The organism is Hyalangium sp., assembly GCF_045802625.1.
Classification (GTDB): domain Bacteria; phylum Myxococcota; class Myxococcia; order Myxococcales; family Myxococcaceae; genus Hyalangium.
On record NZ_JBJMQP010000241.1, the window covers coordinates 1 to 24,792 of the forward strand.

Genomic DNA, 24,792 nt, shown 5'->3' on the forward strand with positions numbered 1-24,792 from the left:
CCACACGGAGGCGGTGGTGTCCGTCGCCTTCCACCCGAGCGGCAGGCTCCTGGCCACAGGGAGTGCGGACCACACGGCGCGGCTGTGGCGGGTGGACTCGGGGGAGTGTGTCCAGGTGCTGCGTGGCCATGCCGGCACGGTCCGCTGCGTGGCCTTCAGCCCGGACGGGGCCTGGCTCGCCTCGGGCGGCTTCGACAAGTCCATCCGGCTCTGGGAGGGGGACTCGGGAGCTGCCGGGCGTGTGCTGACGGGCCATGCCCACTGGGTCTTCCCAGTTGCGTTCAGTCCGGATGGGCGGTGGCTGGGCTCGGGCAGCGCCGACAGGACGGTGCGGCTGTGGGAGGTGGCCTCGGGCGCGCAGCTCCAGGTGCTGAAGGGGCATACGCGTGAGGTCTTCTCGCTGGCCTTCCACCCGGCGGGGGGCCTTCTCGCCACGGCGGGGTATGACCAGACAGTGCGGCTGTGGGAGCTGCCCTCGGGGCGCGAGCGCTGCTGCCTGCCAGACCATGAGGAGTGTGTGGAGTCCGTGGCCTTCCACTCGGATGGGAGCCGGCTGGCTTCAGCGGGCTACGACCATCAGGTGCGGCTGTGGAGCGTGGAGCCTCGGGCCTCTTGAGCGGCGCGAGGAACTGCCGGGAGACTCGAGGGCTCCCGGCAGTGGCACTGCGGGCGCGGTGATGGAGACGCGCCACGAATGCGGGGGAGTTACGCGGTTACTGCGGTGCAGCTGACGGACGCCTTGCAGCTGTCGATAGCGGTCTTGCTGTAGGCACAGCAGACCGGAACGGGAACCGGGGCGGTAGCTGCTCCACCGCGAACCTGATCCAGCTTCTCGTCAGTGAGGACCTTGAGCGTCTCCTTCTTGAGCTGCAGCTTCTTCATGGCAACCTCCATTGGGGGGGGGACTACACTGGGGGTGAGGGCGGCACTATACAAAGGGGTTTGCTCGCCGGGCAAACCGGGCGCCGAGCCCACGGCTCCTCGGGTGCTCTGTTGACCGATGAACGGTGGGGCTCACCGAAGCTGGGCGGCTACCAACTGGGCGTAGACGCCCTGACGGGCCAGGAGCTGCTCGTGCGTTCCGGCCTCGACGACCCGGCCCTCCTTCAGCGTGAGGATGAGGTCCGCCCCGACCACCGTGCTCAGCCGGTGCGCGATGACGATGCGCGTACACGACAGGCGGGACAGGGAGCGTTTGATGCGCTCTTCGATCAGGGCATCCAACGAGCTGGTGGCCTCGTCCAGCAGGAGGATGGGGGGCTTGCGGACCAGGGCGCGGGCCAGCGCGAGCCGCTGGCGCTGACCTCCCGACAGCGAGGCACCCCGATCGATCAGCAACGTGTCATAGCCCATGGGCATGGCGACGATCTCGTCATGGATGTCCGCCAGGCGCGCTGCCTGCATCACCTCCTCGAGCGTGGCCTCCTCTCGCGCCAGGGCGATGTTGGCGCGGATGCTGCCGCCAAAGAGGTAGGGCTCCTGGGTGACGATGCCCATCTGCTGGCGCACCGAGAGCAGATCCAACTCCTTCAAGTCCATGCCGTCGTAGAGCACCCGCCCGGAGGTGGGCGGGTAGAGGCCCAGCAGCAGCCGGGCCAGCGTGGACTTGCCCGCGCCTGACGGGCCCACGAGCGCGACGAGCTGGCCCGCGCGAATGTCCAGGGAGACCTCGTGGAGCACCGGGGACGCCAGGGGACCGTACTGGAACGAGACGCGCTCCAGGGAGATCTGCCCCGCCAGCGCAGGGGCCCGGCGGGCGGGGCCTGGGGGCTGCTCGGGCGGCGCGTCCATCACGTCTTGGATGCGCTCCAGGTAGCCGCCCAGCAGCTGGAGCTGCATCACGGTGGACACCAGGCTGGACAGGGGCAGGAGGAAGCCCGCCGCCAGGGCGTTGAGCGCGAACATGGTGCCCAGGCTCATCTGCCCCCGCAGCACCTGCCAGGCCCCGAAGCAGAGGATGAACATGGGCGAGCCCATCCGCAGCGCGCTCATCGCCGAGTCCGTCACCGCGCTGAGCCGGCCGCGCTCCAGGGAGAGGTTGAGCACGTCCATGAACGTGCCCGTCCAGCGGGTGACGCTCCGGTGCTCGCTGCCCAGGGCCTTCAGCGTCTCGATGCCCGCCAGCAGCTCCACTTGCTGGCTCTGGGAGCGGGCCTCGGCCTCCAGGCTGCGCGTGAGCAGCTCGCGCTGCTGCCGGCGCACCCCTACGAAGACGGCCACCTGGAGCAGCCCGGTGGCGAGCACCAGCAGCCCCAGCGAGGGGCTCGTGGCCAGCAGCAGCACCAGGTACAGGCTCACCATCGTCCCGTCGAGCAGGCCCGAGAGCGTGCCGGACGTGAGCATCTCGCGGATGGTGCCGTTGCTGCTCAGGCGGTTCATCAGATCGCCCGCCGAGCGCTGCTGGAAGAAGGCGTAGGGCAGGGTGACCAGGTGATTGAGGAACTCGAGCGTCATCCGCGCATCCAGCCGGGTGCGCAGCTCGAGCAGCAGGCGGGCGCGCACCAGGGATGCCAGGAAGTGGAAGACGACGAGCGACAGCATGCCCGCGGCCAGCACGCGCAGCAGCTCCTGGTCCCCGTGCGGCACCACGCGATCCACCACGGCGCCGGTGAGCACGGGCAGGCCCAGCGCGAACAACTGCACCAGCGCCGAGGTGACGAGGATGCGCGCCAGGCCTCCCCAGTGCTCGCGCAGCAGGAGCATGTAGCGCGACGCCGTGCGGCGGGGCCGCTCCGAGGGCTCGAAGTCCTCGCCAGGCTCGAGCACCAGCCCCACACCGGTGAAGCTCAAGCCGAACTGGGACAGGGGAATCCGCCGCCGCCCCACCGCCGGATCCACGATGTCCACCATGCCCGAGCGCACCCGCTCGAACACGACGAAGTGGCGGAACTCCCAGTGGAGGATGGTGCCCGGCTCCAGGAACTCCAGCTCCTGGAGCTCCACCTTCACCCCGTAGCCGTTCATCCCGTAGTGGCGGGCGCCCTCCAACAGGTTCCTCCCGGAGGAGCCGTCCCGGTCCACCCCCACCACCTCGCGCACCTCGGCCAGCGGCACCTCCTTGCCATGGTAGGCCATCACCATCGCGAGGCAGGCCGCGCCACACTCGCTGGCGCTGAGCTGCTGGAGATAGGGCACGCGCCGGGGCCGGCCCCAGAGCCCCAGCCGCCGCGGCATGGAGGAGCCCTCCTCCATGGAGGGAGGGGCTTCAGCGGGAGGCGTGGGGCTGGAGGGCTGGGACATGAGCGGCTCAGCGGAGCAACGCCTCGAGGCTCGGCACGAGCGCCAGCAGGATGGGCTCCGAGGTGACCCTCACGTGGGCCGTGCCAGGCATTCCATCGGAGTAGGGCGTGGGCCGTCCCTCCACCTCGAACGTCCTCGCGGGCAGGCGCGCCCGTACCGCCACCATGGCGCCGTGCACCTCGAGGCTCTCTGCCTGCCCCAGCCCCAGGTAGCGGCGCGCCTCGTCGGGTTCCACCAGCGCCTCCCCCACCGCTTGAATGACGAGCTCCTGGTACGCGGAGGGGAAGCCGCGCAGCTCCAGGCGCAGCGGCGAGCCCACGCGGAGCCGCGAGCGGTACTCGCCGGGCAGCAGCGCCGTCACCACCGCCGAGCCCTGGGCCGTCGGCTCGGTTCGCTCGTCCAGGCGCACCACGGCAGGCCCGGTGGCGTAGACGGACAGGCGCCCGAGGAGCGTGAAGCCCACGAAGAAGACGGCCGCTCCCAGCAGCAGCGCCAGCGTCCAGGGAGTCCAAGAGGGCGGCAGCCGCAGCACGCGGCCATACTCCTGGGCGCCCGCATGATGCTCGAGCGCCTGTCTGCGGAACAGCTCGTCCTGGCCGTCCGACATGGGGACCTCCGAACCCTGACGGTTATCGCTCAAGTGCTCCGCAATTCAAAACCCAGGGGAGTGGGGGCGCACCGCCGCGTCATGCTACGCTGGCGCCTGCATGAGCGCTCGTGAGGGTCGGCTGGTCTCCGCGGGATTTCCCTTCACGGACTCCGGCTTCTTCGTGCTGCGGACGCCGCTGCTGCCCTTTCAGGAACTCCAGCGCTGGGCGGAGGGGCTGGAGGCGGCCCAGGCCTCGCCGGAGGAACTCGAGTCCGCGCTGGCACGTGACCGGGAGCGGCTGCGCGCCCACCTGCGCCGGGTGTTGGAGCTGCCCGAGGTTCGCGAGGCGCTCTTCGTGGCCTCTCCGGCGCTCCACGAGAGCCTCCCGCTGTGGCTCAAAGCCCCGGACAGCGAGCGGGGCGCCAAGGTGGAGCGCAGCCTCGTGCGCTACCTGGCGCGGATGGCTGGGCGGCCCACCCCCTTTGGCTTGTTCGCTGGCTGCTCGGTGGGGGACACCGGCGGCAAGACTCACCTGAGGCTCGGCTCGCGCCGGGAGTACCAGCGGCACACCCGCCTGGACATGGACTACGTGTGCGCTCTCTCCGAGCGCCTCTCCAGCTCGCCCGGGTTGCGCCCGCACCTGCACCATGCGCCCAATGACAGCCTGTACCGCGCCAGCGGCCAGCTTCGCTACACCGAGGGGCGGTTGCAGGGGCGGACGCGCTCGTATCACCTGGTGGCGGTCGAGCCGGACACCTACCTGGAGGCGACGCTCGCGCGAGCGGCGCAGGGAGCCCGGCCCTCGGAGCTGGCGCGTGCGCTCTGCGAGGCGGATCCGGACATCAGCGCCGCCGATGCCGAGGAGTACGTGGGGACGCTCATCGACAACCAGCTCCTCGTCTCCGAGCTGCGCCCCGCTGTCACGGGCCCCGAGCCGTTACCCGGCCTCATCTCCCGGCTGAAGGAGCTGCCCGGTGAAGGGCCTGCCTGCGCGCGGCCACTGGCGCGAGTGCACGGGGCGCTGGAGGAGCTGGATGAGGGAGGGCTGGGCGCCCATCCCGAGCGCTACCAGGACATGGCGCGGTGGCTGGCGGAGCTGCCCGCGCCCGCAGAGCTGCCACGGTTGTTTCAGGTGGACATGTTCAAGCCGGCTTCGGGGCTCACCTTGGGAGCCCGGGTGCTGCGTGAGCTGGCGCTGGGCGTCCAGGTGCTGCACCGGCTCGCGCCGCGCCCTCGGGAGAGCGATCTGAGCCGTTTCCGCGAGGCCTTCGCCGAGCGCTACGAAGAGCGCGAGGTGCCCCTGCTGGAGGTGCTGGACGAGGAGGCCGGGCTGGGCTTTGGCCGCGCCGGACAGCCCGGCTCCGAGGCCGTGCCGCTGCTGGAGGGGTTGGCCTTGCCCATGGCCGAGAGTGAGCCTCGTGTCGGCTTCGGCACCCGCCAGAGCCTCCTGTTGCGCCGGCTCCAGGAGACGGTGCAGGCCGGCGAGCGCGTGCTCCGGTTGACGGAGCGAGAGCTCGAGGCGATGCAGAGCCCGGAGCGGCAGCCGCTGCCCGATGCGTTCGCGGTGACGGCCACCGTGGTCGCGGACTCCGAGGCCGAGGTGGAGGCAGGGCGGTTCCAGCTCTGCCTGGACACGGTCTCCGGCCCCTCGGGAGCCTTGCTGCTGGGGCGCTTCTGCCATGGAGATGAAGCCCTGCACGAGAAGGTGCGGGCCCACCTGCGCGCCGAGGAGGCGCTGCGCCCGGAAGCGGCGTTCATGGAGATCGTCCACCTGCCCGAGGGGAGGGTCGGCAACATCCTGGCGCGTCCGGTGCTGCGCGCGTATGAGCTGCCCTTCCTGGGACGCTCGGGCGCGCCCGCGGAGCGGCAACTGGCGCTGACGGATCTCCGGGTGTCCGTCCGGGGCGGGCGGATCGTCCTTCGCTCCGAGCGCCTGGGGCGCGAGCTGATCCCCCGGCTGACGAACGCGCACAACTATGGGAGCCGGAGCCTGGGCCTCTACCGCTTCCTCTGCATGCTCCAGCACCAGGAGGTGGCCGGGGGGCTGTCCTGGGACTGGGGGCCGCTGCGCAGTGCGGGGTTCCTGCCGCGGGTGAGCTTTGGGCGTCTGGTCCTCTCGCTGGCGCGGTGGGTGCTGGCGGGAGAGCGGCTCAAGCCGTTGGGCGAGGCCGAGGGCGCTCAGCGCTTCGCCGCGGTGCAGGCCCTGCGCCAGGAGCTCCGGCTGCCACGCTGGGTGGCGCTGGAGGATGGCGACAACGTGCTCCCGGTGGATCTGGACAACGTGCTCGGCGTGGAGACCTTCGTCCAGCTGATCAAGGACCGGCCCGGGGCATGGCTGGTGGAGCTGTTCCCGGAGCCGGAGGGGCTCTGCGTGGAGGGCGCCGAGGGCCGCTTCGTCCATGAGCTCATCGTCCCCTTCGTGCGCACCCAGCCCGCTGAGGCCCGAGTGGCGGCTCCCGCCCCCGCCGCCCCGGTGGCCTCCTCCGCTCGCCGCTTTCCCCCGGGCTCCGAGTGGCTCTACGCGAAGCTCTATGCCGGGCCCGCGTCGGTGGATCGCCTGCTCACCCAGGTGGTCGCGCCGGTGGTGGCCTCGGTGCTGGGCTCGGGGGCGGCGGATCGGTGGTTCTTCATCCGCTTCGGAGACCCACAGTGGCACCTGCGCCTGCGCTTCCATGGAGCCCCTCGCGTGCTGCGCAACGAGGTGATGGACGCGCTCAGCTCCGCGCTGGAGCCGCTGAGGCAGCAGGGGGTGTGGTGGAAGCTCCAGCTCGACACCTACGAGCGGGAGGTGGAGCGCTATGGCGGGCCCGAGGCCATGCTGCTGGCCGAGCAGCTCTTCCAGGTGGACAGCGAGGCGGTGCTGAGCCTGCTGGAGCGGCTGAGCGGAGACGCGGGGGCGGACGCGCGCTGGCGCCTGGCGCTGCGCGGGATGGACCTGCTGTTGTCGGACCTGGGCCTGGAGCTGGAGGCGCGCGCTCGGGTGGCGCGCCAGGCCCGGGACGGTTTTGGCCGGGAGTTCCAGTCCGATGCGGTCCTCGAGCGGCAGCTGGCCGGCCGGTTCCGCCAGGAGCGCCGGGCGCTGGAGGCCCTGCTCTCGGACGTGGAGCCGGTGGATGCAGCGCTGGCGCCCGGCCTCGCGGTGCTCCGGGAGCGCTCGCACAAGCTGGCACCGATTGCCGCCGAGCTGAGGGGGCTCCAGGCTCGGGGCCGGCTGCCGGTGCCGCTGGAGGAGCTGGCCTGGAGCTTCCTCCACATGCACATCAACCGGATGAGCCGGGCGGCGGCGCGGGCCCAGGAGCTGGCCCTCTACGACTTGCTCACCCGGCTCTACGCGTCACAGGTGGCGGTGCGCAAGCCCGGGGGGCCGCCGGGCTGAGCGCGGCGGCCCGGGACATGCGGGCACCCCCGCCGCTCACCGCTCCATCGGCGTCTGCTTCACGTGCCAGATCTCCTCGGCGTACTGCTTGATGGTGCGATCCGACGAGAAGATGCCGGCCCGCGCCACGTTGAGGATGCACTTGCGCGTCCACGCCTCGCGGTCTCGGTACACCCGCGCCACCTCCTCCTGCTTCTTCATGTAAGCGTCGAAGTCGGCCAGCACCAGGTACCGGTCCTCCTCCAGGAGGTTGTCGATCAGCGGCTTGAAGAGGTTGCGGTCCTCCGGCGAGAAGAAGCCCGTGGAGATGAGATCCATCGCCTCGCGCAGCTCCAGGTGCTCGGTGTAGATGTCCCTCGGCCGGTAGCCCGCCTTCTTGCGGGCGATCACCTCGTCCGCGGTGAGCCCGAAGAGGAAGAAGTTCTCGTCTCCCACCGCCTCGCGGATCTCCACGTTCGCCCCGTCCAGCGTGCCCAGCGTCAGCGCGCCGTTGAGCATCAGCTTCATGTTGCCGGTGCCGGAGGCCTCCCACCCCGCGGTGGAGATCTGCTCGGACACGTCCGCCGCCGGGATGATGTGCTCGGCCAGGCTCACCCGGTAGTTGGGCAGGAACACCACCTGCAACCCCGTGGTGCCCGCGTCGCTGTTGATCACCTCGCCGATGCCGTTGATGAGCCGGATGATCAGCTTGGCCATCTGGTAGCCCGGCGCCGCCTTGGCGCCGAAGAGGAACGCCCGCGGGTGGATGATGGTGGACGGATCCCTCCGGGCCCGCATCCACAGCACCACCACGTGCAGCGCGTTGAGCAGCTGCCGCTTGTACTCGTGCAGGCGCTTGATCTGCACGTCGAAGATGGCCTCCGGGTTGAGGCTCACCGAGCGCAGATCCTTCACGTGCTTGGTCAGGTCCTGCTTGTTCAGCTGCTTCACCTCGCGGAAGGCCTTGCGGAACTCCGTGTCCTCCAGGTGCTCCTCGAGCTTGCGCAGCCGCTCCAGGTCCGTCTCCCAGCCCTTGCCGATGCGCGAGGTGATGAGCTTGGACAGGCGCGGGTTGCACCACGCCAGCCAGCGCCGCGGCGTCACCCCGTTCGTCTTGTTGTTGAAGCGCTCCGGGAACATCGCCGCGAAGTCCGGCAGCACGTCCCGCCGCAGCAGGTCCGTGTGCAGCGCCGCCACCCCGTTCACGCTGTGGCTGCCCACCACCGCCAGGTGCGCCATGCGGATGCGCTTCTCGGCGCCCTCCTCCACCAGGCTCAGCCGCTGCAGCCGCTCCTCGTCGAAGGGGTAGCGGATCTGCACCTGCCGCAGGAAGCGGTGGTTGATGTCGTAGATGATCTCCAGGTGGCGCGGCAGCAGGCGCTCGAACAGGGTGACGGGCCACTTCTCCATCGCCTCGGCCAGCAGCGTGTGGTTGGTGTAGCCGAACGTCTGCTGGGTGATGTGGAACGCGTCGTCCCAGCTCAGCCGCTTCTCGTCCACCAGCACGCGCATCAGCTCCGCCACCGCGATGGCCGGGTGCGTGTCATTGAGCTGGATGGCCACCTTGTTGGGGAAGTCCCGGAAGTCCGTGTGAGTCTTCAGGTAGCGCCGGACGATGTCCGCGATGGAGCAGGCCACGAAGAAGTACTGCTGCTTGAGCCGCAGCTCCTTGCCCGCCTGGAACGCGTCGTTCGGGTAGAGGACCTTGGAGATGACCTCCGAGTCGTTCTTCTCCACCACCGAGCGCTCGTAGTCGCCCGCGTTGAACAGCAGCAGATCAAACTCCTCGCTGGCGCGCGCCTGCCACAGCCGCAGCGTGTTCACCGTGTTGTTCTGGAAGCCGGCGATGGGTGTGTCGAAGGGCACGCCCACCACCGTCTTGCCGCCCACCCAGCGCGCCACGGGTTGCCCGCCGGCGCCCTGGTGGTGCTCCACGCGCCCGAAGAAGCGCACCGGCACCGCCTTCTCCGGCCGGACGATCTCCCAGGGGTTGCCGAACTTGAGCCACTCGTCGGCGCGCTCCACCTGGTAGCCGTCCACCAGATCCTGCGTGAAGATGCCGAACTCGTAGCGGATGCCGTACCCCATGCCGGGGTAGGCCAGGGTGGCCAGCGAGTCCAGGAAGCACGCCGCCAGCCGCCCCAGGCCGCCGTTGCCCAGGCCCGCGTCCGGCTCCATCTCGATGAGGGTGGTCAGGTCCACCCCCACCTCGCGCATGGCCTTCTCCGCCGGCTCGTACAGGCCGGTGTTGATCAGGTTGTTGCCCAGCGCCCGGCCCAACAGGTACTCCGCGGACAGGTAGTAGGCCCGCTTGACGTCCTTCTCGTAGTAGTTGCGCGCCGTCTTCACCCAGTGGTGGGCGAGCCTGTCCCTCACCGCCAGCGACAGCGCCATGAAGCGGTCATGCGGGGTGGAGGTCTCGGGGTGCTTGCCGCGCGAGTAGCGGATGTGATCCAGGAAGCCCCGGCGCACATTCGCCGGCTCCCGGCCGGTGCGGGAGACATCCTCCTCCTCGGATGGGGGGAGGGCAGGGGTCTGGAGCCTCAGCGGTTCGGACATCGAAGCAGATCCTCTCTGGGGCCGCGGTCCTGGGGTGCGGCCGGAGCCCTCCGTTTATCGCGACTGCCCGGCCGCCTCCACCCTTCCGTGAGGGTCTGCTAAAAGGACGGCTGGAAGTCGGGGGGCCACCCTGCGGCCGACGGCGGAGGCCAGTGTCCCATGATGAGCAGCAGTGACACCCCTGAGCTCGTCCGCCGGCTGGAGCTGGTGCGGCCGGTCCATACGGTGAGGGGCCTGGCCTTCAACGCCATCCTGGCCCTGGTGGCCCAGCAGGCGGGCGAGGAGGCCTCGGCGCGGCTGTCCCGGCAGCTGGGCCTGCGGCGGCTCGTCGACTTCTTCTCCTACCCGGCGGGCGACTTCATGCGGCTGCTCTTCGCCGCCTCGGAGGCGATCCAGCCCTCCGTGGGGACACAGGAGGCGGCGCTCCGGGCCTGCGGCACCGCGTGCCTGAACCACTTCTTCTACTCGTCCACGGTGGGCCGGGCGCTGGCGAAGATCATGGGCCGCAAGGATCCGCTGCGGGCCTTCTCCAACACGCCCATCGCCTACGCCACGCTGGTGAACTACGGCTCGCACGAGTGCGAGGTGGTGGGGCCCCGGCAGCTGCGCCTGGTGTTCCGAGGCGACATGCAGCCGGCTCCCTTCCACGAGGGCACGCTGGCCGCGGCGCTCCAGGTGACGGGCGTCCAGGGGACGGTGAAGAGCACCGTCCACGGGCTGGACCATGTCGAGTTCCTGATCGAGTGGGAGTGAGGGCGGAATCCCGTTGGCTCGAGCAGGGCTATGACTGGAGCGGTAGCGCCTCGTGTTCGCCTCGGCCTGGAGGCTCTGCTGACGGGAGGCTTCCCATGAGCACGTGTCTGGTGAGGGCCTTGGGGCGCGGAGCAAGAGCGCTGTGGCTGGGGACGTTGCTGCTGCTGGCCACCGGGTGCGCCACGGTGTCCGTGCTGCCCGGCTCGGACATGGCGGTGCCGGACGGCTGGCCGGAGGAGGCTTCCAGTGATGAGGAGTTGCTGGCGCCCTTCCTGGCGTGTCCCTCGGTGGGGGACTTCCTGGCGTTGCAGCGCGGCGTGGACATGGGGCGGGTGGTGGAGCGGCTGGGGGATTGGAGCGCGGTGCGGCTGGGCGCGCTGGGGCCGCTGGTGGATGCCAGAGCCTCGCAAGTGCTCACACGCAAGAGGGCCTCCTTCCTGCTGAAGGCCACGCAGGATTACGGCGCCGCTGCCCAGATCTTCGCCCTCTTCATCGTCCACACCGCGTTTGACGACGAGCTGGACGTGCTGCTGCGGCGGCTGGCGCACGACAAGCAGTTGGGCCAGACGCTGGGGCGGATGGAGGCGGTGCGCCAGGAGTTGGAGCGGCGCGGGCTGAAGCTGAAGGACTACCCGGAGCGTGGCGAGCGAGCTGCGGACGTGCTCCGGGGGTTGGGACAAGCCGCCGTGGATGGGCTCAATACCGCTCCGTCCAGCGAGAACGCGCGCTACCTGAACATGACGGCGCAGCTCCAGCAGATGCCCCCCGCCTACCAGGAGGCACAGCGGGAGCTGGAACAGGAGCTGATGCGCGAGCACTACGCCCCCAGCAACGCGGCGCTGGGCGCCTTCGACCAGCTGACCTTCGGAGTGCCGCTGGGCTTCTACCACCTGGCGGTGGGGACGGCCCACGGGCTGGGGGAGCTGTGGCAAGGACAGTACGAGCAGGCCACGCGCGAGCTGGCACCAGCGGCGCTGTTGGTGGCGCTGTACGCCGGAGGCAAGGGAGCGCGGTACCTGGCTCCAACGGAAGGAGGCCGAGCGCGGCTGGGGCTGCCGGAGCTGAGGCTGGAGGCGCTGCGGAGCGTGGCGTGGCAGGTGGCCGAGCGGCTGGGGGTGGACGGGCTGGGGGATCTGGCGCGCTACATTCGAGCCAGCCGGGAAGCCGCCGTGTTCGTGGGAGCCGGAGGAGAGCCCGCCGCCGTGGCGCTGTACGAGGCGCGCGGCAACGTGGCCCGAGCGCAGGCGTGGCTGTCCGAGGCCCGGCCCGAGCGCACGGGAGCCCCGGAGCCGAAGGTGGCCACGAATGGAGCGCTGGGCGGAGTGGCCTCGCTGGTGGACGAGGCGTCCGGCTACAGCGCGGAGGTGGTGGAGGCCAAGCTCCAGCAGGCGGAGTGGGAAGCCCCAGGTCCACGCCTGCCCGCGGAAGTGGCGCTGCTTCACAAGCTGCGCTCCACGCTCTCCTCTCCACCGCCCGGCGTGCCGGAGGGCTACGCACTTTGGGAGGACTACCTCACCTACCGCCAGCGGCGACTGGCGGAGCTGGAGCAAGGCAAGGCCACGGAAGGGCCGCTGCGGTGGCAAGCCTATGAGCGGATGCGAGGAGCCTTCGCCCGGGGGCTGGCCTTCGAGCGGGCCATGGTGGAACTACTGCGCACGGATTCCCGCCTGCCACTGGCGCAGCGCCAATGGCTCAAAGGTTTCAACCAGCCACGCATTGAAGTCCATGTGGGGGTATCCAAACCAGGGGTGCCGGGAATCCGCTTCGCGGATGTGCTCGTCATCGAGCAGCGGCCCCCTGCGGGCCAGTCTCCCCGTGTGGAGACCTTCAGCTTCAAGAGCCGCAACTTGGCGCCATTGGATCCGGAGCCTCTGAGTGACCAAATCAAGGCGGACGCACGTGCTGCCCTGGCCTACTATGGGGGGACACTGGACATCCGGCGGCCTTCCCTCAAGCAGCCCGTGGAGGTGCAGCGTGTCCGTCTTGTCTACCAGGGGGGCGCCCTCCTGCCTGAGGAGCCGAAGAGATTTGACGACGCCGTGAACGAGGTCAAAGAGGACGTCCCAGGGGTGGAGGTGCTGGTGCAATGAAGTCGCAGGTGCCACAAGCCTTGAAGAGGGAGGACAGCCTCGATCTCTATTGGAAGGGAACCTTCGCTCCACAACTGGACGTGGAGCGCGCGTTGGAGCCCTTCTTCCAGGCGCTGGAGGAGTACGCCGAGGAGTGGATGCCGGATTTCGTGGAAGGCAAGCGCCGCCGCAAATACTCCCGGGCCGCCGTCTGGAAGACTCTGAAGGAACGCCTGGAGCAGTATCAGACCAGTGCGAGCTGCGGGCTCTATCACTCCACGTATCCCTTCGTGTCCTCGTCGGTCAGCTTCGGGCTCCTGCCCACTCCCCACTCACTGCGTGCCACCCTCTATGTGCAACCGCTGACCTTCTTCAACCAGGAGGAGCGCTGCCGGAGCTTGGTGGAAATGGTGCGCGCTTGGTCCTCCCAATACCCGGTGTCCTATGCCGCTGCTCACAGTAGCGCAGACGAGGTACTAGCGGACGCTCCCTACTATGGCCGCGACAAGGAGACCGCGCGGCGTGACGGGTTCGACAAGATCTACGAGGTGTGCTGGCTGAATGTGTTTGGCCCGCAGTTGGTTGAGACGGTGGGCCGTGAGCGGATGCTCTCCACTCCCGCCCACCGGGTGGAGGAGTTGCCCAATGGCTCCATTCTGCTGGTGACGTGGCCCACCGCCGCTGACTTCACCCGCGAGGAGGCCCGCCAAGCCCAGGCCCGCGCCCTGGTGCACCTGCGCCCGGAACTCGACTACGACACCGTGCTGCGCTCCCTGCATGAGCGCAACGCCGCTCTGGTGCCCGTAGAGCCCCGCTTCCACCCGGACGTGGCCCCGCTGCTCTCCCGGCTGGCGGACGAGGCCGGCGTCGCCAGGCGCCAGCGGCGCATTGCCGAGTTCAACGCCTACCAGCCGCCCGAGCCCGAGGAGTGGTTACCCGCCAGTGCGGCCCTGCCCTCGGATGTGCCGGACACGAAGGCGGCGCTGGAGCACTACTCGCTGCTGGCCGAGTACCTGGTGGCCATGCGGCACACCGACATTCCCTCCGTCTTCGAGCAGACCCCCGAGTCCCTCACCGACGTGGATGCATGGTTCTGGCTGGAGAACTTCCCGGAGACCTTCGAGCGGCAGCTCATCGATCAGCGGGCGGTGCCCACAATCGGGGCCTACCTGGGCCAGGTGCTGGTGCGTCACCTGGGCGGACAGTGGATTCCTCGCAAGAAGCTAGAGGAGGCACAGGTGCGGGTAGGCCAGCGAGTGTGGCTGCCCTTCGTCCGCGCCCACCGCTACCTGCGCTCGCGCCAGTCGCTGCTGGACTCCTCGCTCACCCAGCTCTACCGCGTGGCCGAGCGACACCGAGGCTGAGCGGGCTCAGGGCGCGGAGGCGGAGGCGGAGGCGGCCTTGGGGCCATGGCCCGGGGTGCCCGCCACGGCGGCCATGGAGACCGAGTCCAGCTGCGAGGCCAGCTCCTTGGCGCGCGCCAGGAACTCCGGCAGCTGCGTCTTGGGCAGCGGCTCGGCGCGGGGGAACTTCTGGGTGAGCGGGTTGACGAACTGCCCGTTGCGCTTGAGGGCGAAGTGCAGGTGCGGCCCCGTGGTGCGGCCGGTGTTGCCCGAGTAGGCAATCACCTGCTTCTGGCTCACCCGCGCGCCCACGCGCACCCCGGCGCCGTACTTGGACAGGTGCAGGTAGCACGTCTCCAGGCCGTTCATGTGGCGCACGCACACGGTGTTGCCGCCGGGGCCCGTGTTCTCCGCCCGCGTCACCGTGCCGTCGGCCACCGCCCACACCGGCGTGCCCACCGGCGTGCCGTAGTCCACGCCGTTGTGGTCCTTCACGTACTGCAGCACCGGGTGGAAGCGCGAGCCGAACGTGCTGGTGATGTGCGCATACTTCAGCGGGCTCTTGAGGAACGTCTTCCGCGCGCTGGCCCCGTCCTCCTGGAAGTAGGTGGCCTGCTCGTTGGGCGGCTGGTAGCGGAACACGCGCTTCTTGCCCACCAGCCCCCCCTCGTAGGCCGCGGCCAGCACCTCGCCGTAGCGCAGCACCCGGCCCTTGGAGACGAACTTCTCCACCAGCGCCCGCGCCGTGTCGCCCTTGCGCGTGTCCCGGTAGAAGTCGATGTCCCAGGCGAACACGTCCGCCAGCACCACGCCGATGCTCGGGTCCTCTCCCGCCGCCAGCGCCGCCTCGTACAGCGAGCTGTTGATCTCCAGCGACACCACGGCGAGCTGCTTCTCCACCTCGATGGTGCGCTTGCTGCCCACGTACTTGTCGCCGTCGCGGCGCACCTGCCACTCGTCCACCGCGCTCTGGCGGTAGTCGAAGAAGTCCAGCACGCCCTCGCGCATCACCAGCCGGAGCTGATCTCCCGGGCGGGACTTGCGGAAGTCGAACACACCCTCCAGCGCGGAGATGACGGCCTCCACCTGCGCGTCCGGCAGCGCCGCCTCGTGCAGCGCCTGCGCGAGCGTCTCCCGCGGCTCAATGCGGCGGTTCTTCACTTCATAGGTGTAGGACGCGGAGGCGAGCGGAGCGGCCAGCAGGGCCGCCAGGCAGAGCAGGGGAGGGATTCGCATGGACGGTGATACAGGAGTGTAGAAGAGGTTCCCGCCCCTGCCCAAATCCTGGCCGGGAAATCTCCCACGCTCGCCCGGCCGCCTGCTCCCGGGCCTACGGCTTCTGCTGCTTCTGGCGCTTGAGGCGCTGGTACTCCTGCCACTCCGCGTCCGCGCGGGCCAGCAGCCGGGACAGCTCCTCCTCCTCGGCGGTGAGGGCCTCTTCCGGCGGCTGCTCTCCGCCCTCGCCCGAGGCGCCCACCGAGCCGCCCTCCGTGGCCGCGTGCGCCAGCCGCACCGCGGCGGACTGGGTGGCCAGGCCCGGCCAGTTCGTCCGCCCCCGCTCGATGCTCACCTCGACCCAGGGATCCTTCGCGGTGTTCTCCCGCGGATCCAACACCAGCCGTGCCCGCAAGTCGCCGTGGAAGCGCACCATCAACGCGCCCAGCACCTTCTGGAAGAAGGCGCCCTGCGCGTCCTGGGAGATGCAGATCTCCACCAGCTCCGCGGCGTCCCCCTCCACGTGGAAGCGCAGGAAGCTGTCGTGGCCGTCCTGCTCCACCACCAGCGTGCCGTCCTCGTCCCGCTCGAGCCGCACCGGCAGCGCCGGGCCCAGCTCTTTCGAGAGCCGCTCCAGCGCCAGCCTGGGCAGCTCCAGCCGATAGGAAAGCACCTCCACTGTTTCGATGCGCGAGCCCATTGCGTTCGTCACTCCGGCAAACCCAGAGACTCTAGAGCTCCACCTTCTTCTCCGAGTGGTTCTGGCCGTCGTAGCGTAGCATGACGCCCTTGCCGTCGTATCGCGTAACGATGTTGACGGGGCGGCGCCAGAGCGACTGTAGATTTCTCAGCGTCTCCCGGGCGTAGTCGCCCTTCAGGTCCTGCCCGTCGTGCTTGTGGGCCAGCAGCAGCTCGCCGCGGTTCTCGAAGTTCCCGTCGATCACCTCGATGATGGGCTGGCCGAAGTTCGTCAACCCCTGGAGCAGCTTGGTCTTCACCTTGCGGAACTCCCGGTCGAGGATCTCCCACGAGTTGCGCTTGTCGTTGAAGCCGTAGACGAAGAGCTTCTGCTCGATGGCGAACTCGGGGGTCAGGAACGTGTCGATGAAGGTGATGTCGTTGTAGTGCTTGCGGACCTCGAAGATCTTCTCGCGGCCGGCGCCCAGCTTCTTGTCCCACGAGCCGCGGGCCCGCAGATCATCGCACTCGTCCCACTCCTTGCCGAAGCGGCCCTTGTTCCAGCGCTCCTCGATGTCGCGCCACAGCTCGATGCCCAGCTTGTACGGGTTGAGCGCGCCGGGCCGGGTGCCCATGGTGCCCGAGTGCCGGTCCGCGTAGTCGATGATCTCGTCATCTTTCAGGGCGCGGCGGGTCATGATGGTGGAGTGCCAGTAGCTGGCCCAGCCCTCGTTCATGATCTTCGTCTGGCCCTGGGGCGCGAAGTAGTAGGCCTCGTCGCGCAGGATGCTGAGGATGTCCGCCTCCCACGGCTCCAGCGGGGCGTGCTCCAGCAGGAAGTAGAGCACGTCGCGCTGGGCGCGCTCGGGGAACTTCTTGGAGCGCTGCTTCTCGTCCTCCACCTTCTTGCGCTGGCTCTCGAGGAACTCGCTGGGGTTGATGAAGCCGCGCATGTACTCGCGGCCGACCTTGAAGCCCTCCACGCGCTCGTTGGCCTTGGCCTCGTCCTCGGCCCGCCGCGGGTCCGGGTTGCGGCGGATGTGCGGGGCGTGCTGATCGATCAAGTTCTCCAGGCTGAGCGTCCGGTCGATGAAGTCCTCGACTTTCTCAACGCCGATCTTGTCGATCCACCGCCGCACGCGCGTGGCGTGGTTGGCCATCTCGTCGATCATCCGCCGGTTGGTGTGGCGGAACGAGAAGTTGTTCTTGAAGAAGTCGCAGTGCCCGTACACGTGGGCCATCACCAGCTTCTGGTCCACGTCCGCGTTGCTCTCCAGGAGGTACGCGTAGCAGGGATCATTGTTGATGACGAGCTCGTAGATCTTCGACAGGCCGTACTCGTAGCCCTTGGAGAGCTGCTCGTACTCCATGCCCCAGCGCCAGTGCGGGTAGCGGTTGGGGAAGCCTCCGTAGGAGGCCACCATGTTCATCTCGTCATACGTCACCACCTCGAACACGGTCTCGAAGAAGTCGAGCCCGAACTCGCGGGCGTAGGCGAGGATCTCCTCGTTCAGAGCGGCCAGGCGGGGTGTGAGGCTCTTGGGCATCGGGCGGGTGCTCCGTGGAGGCGAGGCGGCGCTTCAGCGGCCCTTGCCGAGGAAGTCCTTGATGGAGTTGTAGATGGCGTCCTTGTCGGCGATCTCGCTGAGGGCGACGTTGGTCTGCTCGCCCACGGCCTCGCGCAGATCCTTGATGAACTGGCCGCTGCCGTAGGGGCTCTCCACCTGGCCGTAGGCGAACTGGTTCACGTTGGGCAGGATGTCGTTCTTCAGCATGTCGATGCACTGGCGCGTGTCGTCCGCGCTCCAGTTGTCACCGTCCGAGAAGTGGAACGGGTAGATGTTCCACGCGCTCTTGGGGTAGTCCGCCGCGATGATGTCCCGGCAGAGCTTGTAGGCGCTGGAGATCATCGTGCCGCCGGACTCGCGGGTGTGGAAGAACGTCTCCCGGTCCACCTCGCGCGCCACCGCGTCGTGGATGATGTAGCGGGCCTCCAGGCCCTTGTACTGGTGGCGCAGCCACGTATCGAGCCAGAAGCTCTCGATGCGGACGATCTCCTTCTGCTCGTCGCCCATCGAGCCCGACACGTCCATCATGTAGAGGATGACGGCGTTGGTCTCCGGCAGATCCTGCAGCTTGTAGCTGCGGTAGCGCCGGTCCTCGCGCGTGGGGATGATGACGGGCTTCTTCGGATCATACGTGCCGGTGGCGATCTGCCGCTTCAGCGCCTGCTTGAAGGTGCGCTTGAAGTGGCGCAGGGACTCCGGGCCGGTGGTGTTGATGCCCGTGTACTTGATCTTCTGGGTGATGATCTTCTCGTTGTGCCGGCGCTCGATGTGGGGCAGCTGCAGCTCCTCGCCGAGGATCTGCGCCAGCTCGTCCAGGGTGATGTCGACCTCCAGCGCGTGGTCTCCCTCGCCCTGGCCGGCCTGGCCGTGGCCGTCCCCGGGCTGCACCTGCCCGGGGCCGAGCGTCTGACCCACCTCGCCCTCTCCCTGCCCCACGCCGCCCTGCTCCTTGTGGCCGTACTTGAAGCGCGGGATGTCAATGAAGGGGATGGGGATGGAGATGGCATCCTTGCCCTTCTTGCCCAGCATCTCGCCCTTCTGCACGTACTTGCGCAGGTTGGCCTTGATCTTCCCTCGGACGATCGCCTTGAAGCGGGAGTGGTCTTGGTGGATCTTCAGGGACACGCCTACTCCTTCGCGTCGCCGCGGGCGAAGATGCTCGCCACGAAGTTGAGCACGTCCGTGGAGCAGATCTCGCAGTAGCCGTAGTTCTTCATCATCCGGTCCTTCACCAGATCGATCTTCTCCTGCGTCTCCTTGTCCACCACGCTGGACACCAGGTTCTTGAGCTTGATGCTGTCCTTTTGATCCTCGAACAGCTTGAGCTCCAGGGCCTTGTGGAGCCGCTCGTTGGTCCGGTAGTTGAAGGTCTTGCCCTCGATGGCGAGCGCGCCGATGTAGTTCATGATCTCGCGGCGGAAGTCGTCCTTGCGGCTCTCGGGGATGTCGATCTTCTCCTCGATGGAGCGCATCAGCCGCTCATCCGGCTCCTCGTAGAGGCCGGTGTACTTGTTTTTGACTTTCTCCTTCTGGGTGTAGGCCTTGATGTTGTCGATATAGTTGCCGCACAGCTTGCCGATGGCGTCCTCGTCAGCGGAGATGGCGCGCTGGACCTCGTTCTTGACGATGTCCTCGTACTCCTGCTTCACGGTGGTGAGCAGCTCCTTGAAGCGCTTGCGCGCGTCCTCGCTGTTGATGAGCGAGTGCGTCTTGAGGCCCGCGTCCAGCTCGTTGAGCACCATGAAGGGGTTGATGCAGCCCTCGCCCTTGTCGCTCACCAGGGCGTTGGAGATCTTGTCCTGGATGTAGCGGGGGCTGATGCCCTCGAGGCCCTCGCGGATGGACTCCTTGCGGAGCTCCTTGATGTTGTCCTCGGTGAAGTTGGGCAGCGTCTTCCCGTTGTAGAGCTTGAGCTTCTGCAGGAGCGACAGGTTGTGCTTCTTGGGCTCCTCCAGGCGCGTCATCACCGCCCACATGGCGGCCATCTCCAGGGTGTGCGGGGCGATGTGCTTGCCCTTGATGGCGCGCGAGTTGAAGTCCTTCTCGTAGATCTTCACCTCCTCGCCCAGCTTGGTGATGTACGGCACGTCGATCTTCACCGTGCGGTCTCTCAGGGCCTCCATGAACTCGTTGTTCTCGAGCTTCTTGTACTCGGGCTCGTTGGTGTGGCCGATGATGACTTCGTCGATGTCCGTCTGGGGGAACTTCTTCGGCTTGATCTTGTGCTCCTGCGAGGCGCCGAGCAGATCATAGAGGAAGGCCACGTCCAGCTTGAGCACCTCGACGAACTCGATGACGCCGCGGTTGGCGATGTTGAACTCGCCGTCGAAGTTGAAGGCGCGCGGGTCCGAGTCAGAGCCGTACTCGGCGATCTTCCGGTAGTTGATGTCGCCGGTGAGCTCGGTGGAGTCCTGGTTCTTCTCGTCCTTGGGCTGGAAGGTGCCAATGCCCACGCGGTCCTTCTCGCTGAAGATGAGGCGGTTGACGCGGATGTGGCCCATGACCTTGGCGAAGTCGCCCTGGTACTGCGTCATCAGCTCCTTGAAGACGAAGCGGCAGGCGGGGCACAGCTCGCAGCCATCCGGGATGGTGTAGCCGCTGGCGGAGGGGGACAGCTCGGTGAAGATCTTCGGGCGCCACTCGCGAGGGATGAGGTTGAGCGGCTCCTCGTTCATGGGGCACTTCATCTTCTCCTTGGTCACCGTGCCGTCCGGCTGCTTCTTCTCGGTGAGCCAGGAGTAGGTGTACGCGGCGCCCTCGGGCGTCTTGGAGTACTCCTCCATGCCCTTCTTGAGCAGGCGGGCGATGGTGGACTTGGAGGAGCCCACGGGGCCGTGCAGGAGGATGACGCGCTTCTCGGTGCCGTAGCCCTGGGCGGCGGACTTGAAGACGTTGACCAGCTTCATCAGCGGCACGTCCAGGCCGAAGATGGCGTCCCGGCCGCCGAACTTCTCGTCACTGAAGAAGTGGTAGCGGATGAGCTTCTTCTTGTTGTCGATGTACTCGGTCTTCCCGTGGCTGAGGATCATGTCGTAGATCCTCTGGTAGGCCGTGCGGGTAATCTTGGGATTCTTGCGGACGATCTCGAGGTAGTCCTCGAAAGAGCCTTCCCAGTTGAGCTCCGCGTAGGTCTTCGTGTCCTGCAGCGCCGCGATCTTGGAGACCCACGAACCCTTTTCAGCGTTCTGCATGTCGCTCCTCGGGGCCACCCGGGGGCGCGGGAGTCGCGCACCCGAGGGGCCAGAATTTGAACCTGGGGGGCTGGATACCCATTCCGATTCACCCCGCCAGCGGGTCCCAGGCAACAATGTTCCTGGCGCCCCTTCGGGACCCCGCCGCGGAGTGGGACCGCGTGGTCAGCACGTGTCGGGGGTGCCACGGGCGGGCACACCCTCCACGGGGTGAAAAGGCATCCTGATTATAAGGACCCCAGCCCCGGCGGGTAGGGTCCAACGGGTCATCTCCCCAGCAGTGAACGTCCGAAGCCGGTCAGTTGCCGGAGCGGCGCCCCCATTGTGGGCGGATGTCCCATCTATATGGACATAACGGCGGGGCGTTGTGACGCGCAAGGTGCTCACTCGGGGTGGTAGGGGTGGAGGTAGGACACTCCCAAGGGAGGCCCGAGTGTCGGGGAGCAAGCAGAGCGGGGCGCTGGAAGGGGGGCGGGCAGGGGAGCAGGGGTCGCTTGGTTTTGGGCGCTGCGTGCGTATCCTCGCGCGCCTCCATGGCGTCCGCTCTGTCCCCTGTCCCCGCAGCGTCCCCCTCGGCCGAGCCCGTGCTCTCGGCGGTGCCCGAGCCCGAGCGCGAGCCGAGCACGCGGCTGCTGCTTGGCCTGCTGATCGTCGCGGCCCTGGTGCCCCGGTTGGTGGTGTTCCCGGTGAACGAGAACCTCTACGGGGACGCGGTGGCGCGCACGGAGCTGGCGGAGCGCTGGCTGCAGGCGCCGCACCTGATCCGATCCTTCCAGGATGGGGCCCAGCAGTTCGGGCCGCTGCACCTGTACCTGGTGGGGGCGGCGCTGAAGGTGTGGGGGCGGGAGGATGCGGGCCGGGCGGTGAGCCTGCTGTTCGGCGTGCTGTCGGTGGTGCCGCTGTTCGCGCTGACTCGGCGCTTCTTCGGCTGGCGCGCGGGAGTGTGGGCGGGGCTGGCCTTCTCCGTCTGGGGCATGCACCTGCAGATGTCCACCACGGCGGCCAGCGAGGCCGTGGCGCTGTTCTTCATGCTCGGGGTGTTCGCGCTGTTCGCGCAGGCGCTCGAGGAGAACCGCTTCGGGCCGTTGTTCGGCGCGGCGATGGTGCTGAACCTGGCGTGCGCGCTGCGCTACGACGCGTGGATGTATATCCCCCTGCTGGCGGTGATGCCGCTGCTGTGGAGGCGGGACAAGGTGGCGGGCGTGACGATGGCGGTGGCGTTTGCCTTGCTGTGTCTGCCCTTCCCGCTGCTGTGGATGCAGGGCAACGAGCTGGCGCATGGCGATCCGCTCTATCCCATCACGTACATTGATCAGTTCCACAAGAGCTGGGTGGCCAGCTCGGGCGGTGGAGCGAAGGACTGGTGGCTGCGAGCGCAGGGGCTCGGCTTCTGGCCGGGCACGGCGCTGTTCACGCTGACGCCGGGCGTGGCGCTGCTGGGCATGGTGGGCATGGTGAGGGCGTGGCGCGAGCGGCCGGAGCTGCGCTGGCTGGTGCTCGCGGCGCTGGTGCCCACGGCGTACTACACGTTCCGAGCGGCGGTGCTGCTCAACTTCCTGCCGCTGGGGCGCTTCACGGTGACGCAGGTGGTGCTGGTGCTGCCGTTCGTCGCGTCCGGCTTCGCGGCGTGCGTGCGGGCGTGGGGCGAGGTGGCGGGCAAGGTGGTGGCGGGGGGAAGCATCGCGCTCGCGGTGGCGATGCCCGTGGCGCTGGGGGTGGCGACCTTCCGAGTGGACGGCGGCTGGCGAGACTCGCTGAGGCCCGTGAGCCCCACGTCCACCAACCCCCAGCCGGTGATGCAGGCGGTGCACTTCATCGAGGCGGAGGTGGCGCGCAAGGGGAAGGCGCTCGTGCTCGACAGCGACGACCGGTACATGGATCTGCAGCTCGCGTTCTTCAGCGGGTTGCCGGATGAGCGCCTGGTGCGCCTGCGCTGGCCCGGCTTCCGGCAGCGGGTGGAGCAGGAGCGCCCGGAGTTCCTCGTGCGCTTCGATTCCGGCGAGCTCGCGCGGGAGCCGTGGGTGAAGCTGGAGGGGCGCACCTTGATGCTGGGCGACGTCTCTTATGAGGAGGTGGACGGCTTCTCCGCCCCCGTGCACGTGTACCGGCTCCGCTCGAACTAGAGGGAGAACCTCAGCCCCACCCGTTCGTGCAGCAGGTGCACGCTCGTGCCGGCCAGCCGCACGTAGGTATAGGCGCCTCCCAGATTGAGCGCGAACCAGCGCGAGGGGTGCCACTCCACTCCGCCCCAGACTTCGGGGAAGGCACCCAGGCGCCCCTCGTTGTTGGGATCCGAGCTGCTCCCCGAATGATGGTGATGCAGGTGGATGTCGAGCGCCTGGGTGATGAGCGGAAGGCCCAGGAGCTCCCGGTTCGCGACCGCGACTCCCAGCTTGAACCCGCCTCCGAGGTACGGCACCCACTCCTGGTCCGCATCGTCACGCCAGCGGTGGAGCACCCCGGGGGTGAGGCCCAGCTCGGCGAAAGTGTTGTTGCCGGAGCCGCCTCCGCCCAACTCCAGGGGCAGGCGGAACGCCCACCGGGGACCGACGTCCACCTGGAGCGCGGTCTGGAAGCTCACTCCGATGGCTGCTCCGCCACCCCCGAAGGCCTGCGCGGGACCCAGCGAGAGGGGCTCCAGGTTGATCCCCGCGCCAAAGTAGCCCGCGCGCGGCACGTCCCCTGCGGGAGGTGTCGATGCCAGGATGACAAGTAAGGGCAAGAGGGTCATTTCAGCTCCAGGGATTCAAGACTCCGGGCCGGTGCGGCCGGTCCAGAGCGGTACCAGCTTGGCGCGGAGTTCCTGGATGAAAGCCACCAGCCCCGTCTCCTCGCCGCGCTCCTCAAGCTGCTGGAGAGGGGCCTCCTTCCAGCCCGTGAGCTCCCGGTCCAGGTCATCTCCAGTCAAGATAGACAAGACGCGCTTGGCGTCTCGCTTGGCTCCGGGGTGCTCGGCCGTTAGTTCCTGGGCTTGGGTGCAGGGATCGAAGCCAAGCTCCTTCCGAAGCTCTTCGAGGCGCTCACGTTCCTGGTCATTCGCAGGGGCGAATCCCGCCAGTGCCCAGCACTCCCGTTTGGTGTGAGCCACTCCGATCAGGATGGGGCCAAGGCCATTGACGTCTGCGCGTGCCTGCTCCAGTCCTTTTCTCCGCTCTTGCGCGTGGCCGTCACTGTCTCGAATGAGCAACACGGCGTCGATGCCGCGCTCTCCCTGAACGGTGAGCAGAGTCAACGCTCGGCGCGCGACGAAGGCGTCCTGGGCTCCTTGCTCACCTTTGAAGAAGCCGTTGATGCGGATGTTCGCCTCGTCGGCGCGTGTATGGACCTGCTTCCACGCGAGGAACGGCTCGCTGCGTTGCAGCCCGCGCCACTGCCGGAACGAATCGAGCAGCTCCGGCACCATCCAATCCACAGAGGCTGAGAGCACCCGATCCGCCAGGTCACAGGCAGTTCGTCGATCCGCAGGACCCTCACAGATGATGACGATCGACTTGGAAGCCTCGGTCATCCGCGTGGTTTCTCCGGTAGCGCGCCGACCCAGCTCTCCCCCACGGTGCTCCAGAATTCGCCCGGGCGCATCGCCTCTTTCCATCGCTCGAACTCTGGATGCTGCGTGAGCGCGCCAAAGCGGATGGTTCCATCCGGCAGCACCGTGGAGAGCCGGACCTCTTTCGGATCGAGGTGGTCCACCAGATAGGGGGAGTGGCTGGTCGCGATGATCTGAAGCTCGGGATCCCGCTCCAGCAGCGTACGGAGCTGGGCCACGAGATCCTTCTGGGCCTTCGGGTGCAACGCTCGATCCAGGTCATCGAGCAGGACCAGCTTGGGACGGGGGGCGCTGAACAAGACTCCGAGCAAGCCGAGCACCAGGAGGGTTCCCTCACTTGCGCCCTGGCTCGGGATGCCCTCGGCTCCTTGCAGGTCCAGGAGAATGCGCTGCCCTGAGTAGGTCCGGGTGAAAGTACGTGTCAGTGGCTCATCATCGATGCGGATCGTCTCGGTCTCTTGCCGCTTCACCTCCGCCAGCGACAGCCGGATCCGGACGACCTGAGGGATGACAGCGCGCATCGCGGTCAGGAGCGCGCTGAAATCGTCGGGTCGACTCAGCGCCATCTGGGCGAGCACAGAGGCCAGCCCCGAGCCGTCCGATTCCATCTGGGGCTCCACGGCCTCCGTGTAGGAAGGTTCTGCCAGTCTTGGGGTCTCCAGGCGCAAGAGGGTATGGGCAGCCC

The 24,792-nt window shown here is 68.2% G+C and carries 18 protein-coding genes; 6 read left to right on the forward strand and 12 right to left on the reverse strand.

Annotation, left to right across the window (positions count from 1 at the left end):
- On the forward strand, window positions 1–616 hold a 616-nt coding region (locus ACJ8AT_RS37775), incomplete at its 5' end, for a WD40 repeat domain-containing protein (RefSeq protein WP_407742838.1).
- Window positions 617–705: 89 nt separating this feature from the next.
- Here the strand turns inward: ACJ8AT_RS37775 and ACJ8AT_RS37780 are convergent.
- The 3 genes from ACJ8AT_RS37780 to ACJ8AT_RS37790 all read right to left on the reverse strand — a co-directional run bounded on the left by ACJ8AT_RS37780 (window position 706) and on the right by ACJ8AT_RS37790 (window position 3,847).
- Window positions 706–882: a class I lanthipeptide gene (locus tag ACJ8AT_RS37780; protein WP_407742839.1), complete on the reverse strand. Its 177-nt coding sequence runs from the start codon at window positions 880–882 to the stop codon at window positions 706–708.
- Between the two features lie 132 nt (window positions 883–1,014).
- Complete coding sequence (locus ACJ8AT_RS37785) at window positions 1,015–3,240, reverse strand: peptidase domain-containing ABC transporter (RefSeq protein ID WP_407742840.1); 2,226 nt, start codon at window positions 3,238–3,240, stop codon at window positions 1,015–1,017.
- A gap of 7 nt (window positions 3,241–3,247) precedes the next feature.
- Window positions 3,248–3,847 (reverse strand): hypothetical protein, encoded by a 600-nt coding sequence (locus tag ACJ8AT_RS37790; protein ID WP_407742841.1) that lies wholly within the window; start codon window positions 3,845–3,847, stop codon window positions 3,248–3,250.
- Between the two features lie 100 nt (window positions 3,848–3,947).
- On the opposite strand from ACJ8AT_RS37790, the gene ACJ8AT_RS37795 reads away from it, so the two are divergent.
- A complete protein-coding gene (locus ACJ8AT_RS37795; protein WP_407742842.1) occupies window positions 3,948–7,205 on the forward strand; it encodes a lantibiotic dehydratase in 3,258 nt (1,085 codons plus the stop codon).
- A gap of 36 nt (window positions 7,206–7,241) precedes the next feature.
- On the opposite strand, the gene ACJ8AT_RS37800 is transcribed toward ACJ8AT_RS37795, so the two are convergent.
- Complete coding sequence (locus tag ACJ8AT_RS37800) at window positions 7,242–9,743, reverse strand: glycogen/starch/alpha-glucan phosphorylase (protein ID WP_407742843.1); 2,502 nt, start codon at window positions 9,741–9,743, stop codon at window positions 7,242–7,244.
- Window positions 9,744–9,902: 159 nt separating this feature from the next.
- Between ACJ8AT_RS37800 and ACJ8AT_RS37805 the strand changes: the two genes are divergently transcribed.
- The 3 genes from ACJ8AT_RS37805 (at window position 9,903) to ACJ8AT_RS37815 (ending at window position 13,929) form a co-directional block, all read left to right on the forward strand.
- The gene (locus ACJ8AT_RS37805) at window positions 9,903–10,496 is read left to right on the forward strand and encodes a DUF2378 family protein (protein ID WP_407742844.1); all 594 of its coding nucleotides are present in this window, start codon (window positions 9,903–9,905) and stop codon (window positions 10,494–10,496) included.
- A 95-nt stretch (window positions 10,497–10,591) separates the two neighbouring features.
- Window positions 10,592–12,586, forward strand: coding sequence for a hypothetical protein (locus ACJ8AT_RS37810; protein ID WP_407742845.1), 1,995 nt, complete (start codon window positions 10,592–10,594; stop codon window positions 12,584–12,586).
- A complete protein-coding gene (locus ACJ8AT_RS37815) occupies window positions 12,583–13,929 on the forward strand; it encodes a hypothetical protein (RefSeq protein WP_407742846.1) in 1,347 nt (448 codons plus the stop codon). Before ACJ8AT_RS37810 ends, ACJ8AT_RS37815 begins: the two co-directional genes overlap by 4 nt.
- Before the next feature lie 6 nt (window positions 13,930–13,935).
- On the opposite strand, the gene ACJ8AT_RS37820 is transcribed toward ACJ8AT_RS37815, so the two are convergent.
- From ACJ8AT_RS37820 to ACJ8AT_RS37840, 5 genes are all read right to left on the reverse strand, one after another.
- Window positions 13,936–15,144 (reverse strand): M23 family metallopeptidase, encoded by a 1,209-nt coding sequence (locus ACJ8AT_RS37820; RefSeq protein WP_407742847.1) that lies wholly within the window; start codon window positions 15,142–15,144, stop codon window positions 13,936–13,938.
- A 94-nt stretch (window positions 15,145–15,238) separates the two neighbouring features.
- Window positions 15,239–15,835 (reverse strand): hypothetical protein, encoded by a 597-nt coding sequence (locus ACJ8AT_RS37825; protein WP_407742848.1) that lies wholly within the window; start codon window positions 15,833–15,835, stop codon window positions 15,239–15,241.
- Window positions 15,836–15,854: 19 nt separating this feature from the next.
- Entirely contained in the window at window positions 15,855–17,348 is a 1,494-nt protein-coding gene (locus ACJ8AT_RS37830; protein WP_407742849.1) for a SpoVR family protein, read from the reverse strand.
- 33 nt (window positions 17,349–17,381) lie between these two features.
- Window positions 17,382–18,494 carry a DUF444 family protein gene (locus tag ACJ8AT_RS37835; RefSeq protein WP_407742850.1) on the reverse strand — a complete coding sequence of 371 codons (1,113 nt, stop codon included), beginning with the start codon at window positions 18,492–18,494 and terminating at the stop codon, window positions 17,382–17,384.
- A gap of 2 nt (window positions 18,495–18,496) precedes the next feature.
- Window positions 18,497–20,560 carry a PrkA family serine protein kinase gene (locus tag ACJ8AT_RS37840; protein WP_407742851.1) on the reverse strand — a complete coding sequence of 688 codons (2,064 nt, stop codon included), beginning with the start codon at window positions 20,558–20,560 and terminating at the stop codon, window positions 18,497–18,499.
- Window positions 20,561–21,093: 533 nt separating this feature from the next.
- Between ACJ8AT_RS37840 and ACJ8AT_RS37845 the strand changes: the two genes are divergently transcribed.
- Window positions 21,094–22,683 (forward strand): ArnT family glycosyltransferase, encoded by a 1,590-nt coding sequence (locus ACJ8AT_RS37845; protein ID WP_407742852.1) that lies wholly within the window; start codon window positions 21,094–21,096, stop codon window positions 22,681–22,683.
- Here the strand turns inward: ACJ8AT_RS37845 and ACJ8AT_RS37850 are convergent.
- The 3 genes from ACJ8AT_RS37850 to ACJ8AT_RS37860 are packed head-to-tail and all read right to left on the reverse strand — an operon-like array spanning window position 22,680 to window position 24,685.
- Window positions 22,680–23,291, reverse strand: a complete 612-nt coding sequence (locus tag ACJ8AT_RS37850) for a hypothetical protein (RefSeq protein ID WP_407742853.1) — start codon at window positions 23,289–23,291, stop codon at window positions 22,680–22,682. The two genes, ACJ8AT_RS37845 and ACJ8AT_RS37850, sit on opposite strands and share 4 nt — an antisense overlap.
- Window positions 23,292–23,306: 15 nt before the next feature.
- Window positions 23,307–24,068: a hypothetical protein gene (locus ACJ8AT_RS37855; protein ID WP_407742854.1), complete on the reverse strand. Its 762-nt coding sequence runs from the start codon at window positions 24,066–24,068 to the stop codon at window positions 23,307–23,309.
- Window positions 24,065–24,685 (reverse strand): AAA family ATPase, encoded by a 621-nt coding sequence (locus tag ACJ8AT_RS37860; protein ID WP_407742855.1) that lies wholly within the window; start codon window positions 24,683–24,685, stop codon window positions 24,065–24,067. Before ACJ8AT_RS37860 ends, ACJ8AT_RS37855 begins: the two co-directional genes overlap by 4 nt.
- Window positions 24,686–24,792: the final 107 nt, after the last annotated feature.